This window comes from Microbacterium sp. P2_F9, from assembly GCF_056403635.1.
Genome location: NZ_JBFUFC010000233.1, coordinates 1 through 5,315 on the forward strand (window position 1 = coordinate 1; position 5,315 = coordinate 5,315).

Sequence of the window (5,315 nt, forward strand, 5' to 3'; positions counted from 1 at the left end):
CGATGAGGATGGCGCGGCGTCGGCAATGGCGATCCACATGGCGACGGCCTCGGCACGACTCGCCGCGGCGACCAGATGAGCACTGCCCAGGAAGGCGCACGATGACCCTGAATCCCAGCCCGATCACCCTCGGAACGTCGGGCCTGGGGCGTGACTCGCTGCCCGGCAGCTCGGAGGAGGCGGATGCCGTCGCTGACGCGATAGCGCTCTTCGAGTCATCCCACACGTTTCTCGACACCTCGAACAACTACTCAGGCGGCCGGTCCGAGGCCGTCATCGGTCTTGCGCGCGCACGGGTCGGAGACCGAGCCACCGATCGTGTGATCACGAAGGTCGACGAAGATCCGGTGACGCACGCGTTCGGTCGCGATCGTGTGCTGCGCTCCTTCGAGGAGAGCTGCGCCCGGCTCGGCGTCGACACGCTGCCGCTGCTGCACTTCCACGATCCGTATTCGGTGACCTTCGCCGAAGCGGCCTCCTCTGGCGGTGCCATCGAGGGGCTTCTCGAACTGCGCGCTGCCGGAGTGGTCGGAGCGATCGGAATCGCCACCTACCCGGTGGACGAGATGATCGAGTACGTGGAGACGGGCGCCTTCGATGCGGTGCTCAGCCACAACCGTTACACGCTCGTCGACCGCAGCGCCACGGAGCTCTTCACAAGGGCGAAGGAGCGCGGGATGACGGTGTTCAACGCGGCTCCGTTCGGCAGCGGCCTGCTCGCGAAGGGCTCGGCATCTTCGTCGACCTATGCGTATCGGGAGCCTTCTGCCGAGCTCCTGGCGCGTGTGGTCCGCATGGAGGAGATCTGCCGCGCGCACGACGTGCCGCTCGCCGCCGTCGCCCTGCACTTCTCACTGCGATCGCCGCTGGTGGATTCCACGGTTGTCGGCATCAGGACCGCTGCCCGACTTCGTGCACTGGACGAGCTCGCCGCCACGGTGATCCCCGATGAGCTCTGGGCGCTCATCGATGATGCGAACGCGAGCGAGTGAGGGCTGAGCGCATGTCACGCAATTGGGCCGGAACCCACGAGTACACCGCGCCGCGCATCGCGCCCGCGCAGACGGTCGACGACGTGCAGCGTCTCGTGCGGGAGCCCGGGCTCGTCCACGCGCTCGGCACGCGGCACTCGTTCACCGACCTGCCCGACACGACCGGCACGCTCATCGATCTCGCCGGCCTCGAGTCCGGGTTCGCGCTGCACGCCGACGAGGGCTATGCCACGATCGGCGCGGGCACCCGCTACGGGGAGCTCGCGCTGCTGCTCGACGAGCAGGGCTGGGCGCTGCACAACCTCGGCTCGCTGCCGCACATCGCGGTCGGCGGCGCGACGGCGACCGGGACCCATGGCTCGGGCGACGCCAACGGCGTGCTGACGACGGCGGTGCGCGCGTTGCGCTACGTCGGCGCCGACGGCGACCTGCACGAGGCGCGCCGTGGGGACGCCGACTTCGCCGCGCTCGTGGTCGGGGTGGGCGCCTTCGGGATCATCGTGTCGCTCGATCTCGACATCCAGCCCTCGTATCGGCTGCGGCAGGACGTCTACGAAGGAATCACGTGGGATGCCGCGCTCGCCGACCTCGACGCCATCACTGGAGCCGGCTACAGCGTGTCGGTGTTCACGCGATGGGACGACGACAGCATCGGCTACGTGTGGGTGAAGACGCGCCTCGATCAGGACCATGACCCGGTGCCCGACGAACTGCTCGACGGTGGGCGCGTCCTCGGCGCCGGCTCGCCGCTGGGCGAGGGCGACAACATCACGGAGCTCGGGGGTGTGCCAGGACCGTGGATGCTGCGGCTCCCGCACTTCCGACTCGACTCGCAGCCGTCCTTCGGCGAGGAGATCCAGACCGAGTACTTCGTCTCGCGCGAGCATGCAGCGGGCGCCCTCAATGCCGTGCGTGGGCTGGCCTCGAGCATCCAGCCGCACCTCCTCGTGAGCGAGCTGCGCACGGCCGCCGCCGACGACCTCTGGCTGAGCGGCGCCTACGGGCAGGAGGTGATGGCCATCCACTTCACCTGGTACCGCCACGACGAGGTGTACGGCCTGCTCCCGTCGATCGAGGCGGCGCTCGCCCCGTTCGGGGTGCGGCCGCACTGGGGCAAGGCGCATCGGTTCGACGCGGCATCCCTCGCCAGGGTGCACCCGAAGCTCGCCGACGCCCGGGCGGTGTTCGAGCGCCTCGACCCGCAGGGCCGCTTCTGGAACGCGCACCTCGAGCGGGTCGGCCTCCGCGACCCCCGCTGATTCTGCTCGGCCCGTTTCGTCTCGTCGCTGCGCTCCTCGCTCAACGACCAGAATTCTCGGTCGTTGAGCGAGCGAAGCGAGACGAAACGTCTCGGGCAAGCGTTCCCCCGGGGTCAGCGCCGGGACGACTGCGGCGCGAGCGCGGCGTCCCGCGCGTCGGGGATCGGGATGGGCGTCGTACCGGCGATCTCGTCGCTGAACTCCTCCGGCACCGGCTGCACCACGCGGATGGGGAGCGTCTCGTCGATCGTGAGGCGGAAGCGCCGCGACTCGTGGCGACGGACCCGGCCGGAGGCCAGCATCCAGGTCGCCCCGATGGCGAAGGCGACGAAGGCGCCGACCGCACCCAGCATGATGGCGACGCGCGGACCATACTCCGCGGCCACCCACCCGACGATGGGAGCGCCGATCGGCGTGCCGCCCATCAGGATCGCCATGTAGAGCGCGAGCACGCGGCCGCGGAGCGCCGGATCCGTCGTGGTCTGCACGTAGCCGTTGGCGGTGGTCAGCGTCGTCACGACGGCGAACCCGGTGACCATCAGCGTGAGCGCGTACAGCCAGTAGCTCGGCATGAACGCCGAGACCGTGGCGGCGACGGCGAAGAGCGCCGTGCCGCCGATGACGAGCCGGATGCGCGCGCGATCCCGCCGCGCGGCCAGCAGCGCGCCGGCGAGCGACCCGACCGCGAGGATCGAGCTGAGCAGACCGTAGCCGTCGGCCTCCTGGCCGAACTCGATCGCCATCGTCGAGGCGAGGATCGGGAAGTTCATGCCGAACGCGCCGAGCAGGAACACCATCGCGAAGATGACGAGGATGTCCGGCCGCTTCTTCACATAGCGGAAGCCGTCGGCGAGGCGTCCGGAGCCGTTGGCGCGGGCGCGGGGGATGAGCTCGTGCGTGCGGATGAGCATGAGCGCGACGATCATGCCGAGGAAGGTGACGCCGTTGACGAGGAACACCCAGCCGGTGCCGACGGCGACGATCACGATGCCGGCGACGGCAGGCCCGATCATGCGCGCGCCGTTGAAGGAGGCGGCATTCAGTGCGACCGCGTTGGAGGCGTTCTCGCGGGTCACGAGGTCGGACACGAACGCCTGTCGCGCGGGGTTGTCGAACGCCGAGACCACGCCGAGGGCGAGCGCGAAGGCGTACATGAGGGGGAGGGACATCACCCCTTGGAGGATCAGGATGCCGATCACGACGCCGATCACCAGCAGCAGCGACTGCGTGACCATGAGCAGGCGCCGCCGGTCGAACCGGTCGGCGACCCAGCCCGTCGCCCCCACGAGCAGCAGCGGCGGAGCGAACTGCAGCGCCATCGTGATGCCCATCGCGGCGGCGTCGTTGTCGGTGAGTTCGGTCAGCACCACCCAGCTGAGCGCGGTGGCCTGCATCCAGGCGCCGATGTTCGACACGAGCGCGCCGATGAACCAGACGCGGTAGTTGAAGACCGAGAAGGAGCGGAACATCGCGCTCATCGGGCGGCCACCGCCAGCATGATCCCGGCGGCTTCGGCGAGCAGGTGACGCTGCTGCGGGGTGAGCGCGGCGAGCGCCTCCTCGAGCCACGCGTCGCGGCGCCGCACGGTCTCTTCGACGACCTCGCGTCCGGCATCCGTCAGCGAGAGGTTGACCTTGCGTCGGTCGTCGATGTCCGGCGTGCGGGCGAGGTACCCGGACTCCTCGAGGCAGTTGACGGTGCGATTCATCGACGGCGACGACACCCGCTCACGGTCGGCGAGCTCCCCGAGGGTGTGCGGCCCGTGCATCTTGAGGGCTGCGAGCACCGCGAACTGACCGTCGCTCATGGCGTCGATCGCACGCTCGGCGCGCAGGCGGCGGGCGAGGCGGAAGGTCGCCATGCGGAGTTCGGATGCCTCGGCAGGCAGATCCTCGACGGTCGGGGCGGCGGGGGTATCCGTGGCGGGGCTCATAACGATCGTTAGCCTAGCTCATTAGCCATGCTAAGTAAATCTCCGTCGTGCTGCTGCGCGTCGAATCCCCGCACGGGGGGCGGGCTGCGGCATCCGATCTAGACTCATCCGCATGCCAGAGTTCACCGATGCACATGGCATCGACATCGTCTATGACGTCCATGCGGCCAAGACCACGCCCCGGGCTGTGGTGCAGCTGCTGCACGGTCTCGGAGAGCACGCCGGGCGGTACATCGCGCTCGTGGAGTCCCTCACGAGCGAGGGATACATCGTGTACGCGGACGACCACCGCGGGCACGGACGCACCGGCATGAAGCAGCACGGCGACAAGGACAAGCTCGGCCGCCTCGGACCCGGCGGACACCGCGCCGCCGAGGATGCGCTCTGGCAGTTCACCCAGTTCATCCGCGCCGAGAACCCGGGGCTCCCGCTCGTGCTGCTCGGACACTCGTGGGGGTCGTTCCTCTCGCAGATCCTCTTCAACGATCACCCGGACGGGTACGACGCGCTCATCCTCTCGGGGTCGGCGCTGCGGTGGCCCGGGTCGCTGAATGCGGGCGACCTCAACGCACCGTGGAAGCACAAGGACGCCAAGGGCGTCGAGTGGCTGTCGTCCGACCTCACGGTCGGCGATGCGTTCCTCGAAGATCAGCTCACCACGAGCCAGCCCATGCTGAAGCTCTTCGGGCCGATGGCGGCGTTTCGCATCTACGGCAAGCCGCGCAGGAACCTGGGGCACGACATTCCGGCCCTCCTGCTGGTGGGACGCGACGACACCGTCGGCGGCCCGCGCAGCGTGCACAAGCTCGCCGAGGCCTACCGCACCCGGTCGGGACTGACGGATGTGACGACGCTCGTCTATCCGGGCGCGCGCCACGAGATCTTCAATGAGGTCGTGCAGGCCGACGTCCGCGCCGACGTCGTGGCGTGGCTCGACAAGCGGTTCCCCGCGCGCGACTGAGCCCCAGCGCGCGGCGCTGGACGTCGAGCATTGACGTGGAGCCCAGGGAACGGGCATGCTGACACTTAGCGCTAGCGGTGGGAGCGCTCCCACGGGTGGTGCGGCGTCGACAGAGCAGTCGGCGCGGTCGATGAAGACCTAGCAGAGGAGCCGTTTCATGTCCCCCCAAC

The 5,315-nt window shown here is 69.3% G+C and carries 5 protein-coding genes; 3 read left to right on the forward strand and 2 right to left on the reverse strand.

Translation table 11 applies throughout. The annotated features are described in order from the left end of the window. Positions 1-101: 101 nt before the first annotated feature. On the forward strand, positions 102-992 hold the full coding sequence (locus AC1DVT_RS17675) for an aldo/keto reductase (RefSeq protein WP_477390434.1): 891 nt from the start codon (positions 102-104) through the stop codon (positions 990-992). Between the two features lie 11 nt (positions 993-1,003). Then, positions 1,004-2,251 (forward strand): D-arabinono-1,4-lactone oxidase, encoded by a 1,248-nt coding sequence (locus AC1DVT_RS17680; protein ID WP_477390436.1) that lies wholly within the window; start codon positions 1,004-1,006, stop codon positions 2,249-2,251. 113 nt (positions 2,252-2,364) lie between these two features. On the opposite strand, the gene AC1DVT_RS17685 is transcribed toward AC1DVT_RS17680, so the two are convergent. Both AC1DVT_RS17685 and AC1DVT_RS17690 read right to left on the reverse strand, forming a co-directional pair. Continuing rightward, positions 2,365-3,729 (reverse strand): MFS transporter, encoded by a 1,365-nt coding sequence (locus tag AC1DVT_RS17685; RefSeq protein WP_477390438.1) that lies wholly within the window; start codon positions 3,727-3,729, stop codon positions 2,365-2,367. Further along, positions 3,726-4,184, reverse strand: a complete 459-nt coding sequence (locus tag AC1DVT_RS17690; RefSeq protein WP_457100624.1) for a MarR family winged helix-turn-helix transcriptional regulator — start codon at positions 4,182-4,184, stop codon at positions 3,726-3,728. Before AC1DVT_RS17690 ends, AC1DVT_RS17685 begins: the two co-directional genes overlap by 4 nt. 112 nt (positions 4,185-4,296) lie before the next feature. Here AC1DVT_RS17690 and AC1DVT_RS17695 point away from each other — a divergent pair, with 112 nt between their 5' ends. Next, on the forward strand, positions 4,297-5,145 hold the full coding sequence (locus AC1DVT_RS17695) for an alpha/beta hydrolase (protein ID WP_477390440.1): 849 nt from the start codon (positions 4,297-4,299) through the stop codon (positions 5,143-5,145). Positions 5,146-5,315 lie beyond the last annotated feature (170 nt).

Coding starts and splice junctions, on each gene's coding strand:
- AC1DVT_RS17675 (WP_477390434.1), top strand. CDS start 102: ATGACCCTGAATCCCAGCCCGATCACCCTCGGAACGTCGGGCCTGGGG.
- AC1DVT_RS17680 (WP_477390436.1), top strand. CDS start 1,004: ATGTCACGCAATTGGGCCGGAACCCACGAGTACACCGCGCCGCGCATC.
- AC1DVT_RS17685 (WP_477390438.1), bottom strand. CDS start 3,729: ATGAGCGCGATGTTCCGCTCCTTCTCGGTCTTCAACTACCGCGTCTGG.
- AC1DVT_RS17690 (WP_457100624.1), bottom strand. CDS start 4,184: ATGAGCCCCGCCACGGATACCCCCGCCGCCCCGACCGTCGAGGATCTG.
- AC1DVT_RS17695 (WP_477390440.1), top strand. CDS start 4,297: ATGCCAGAGTTCACCGATGCACATGGCATCGACATCGTCTATGACGTC.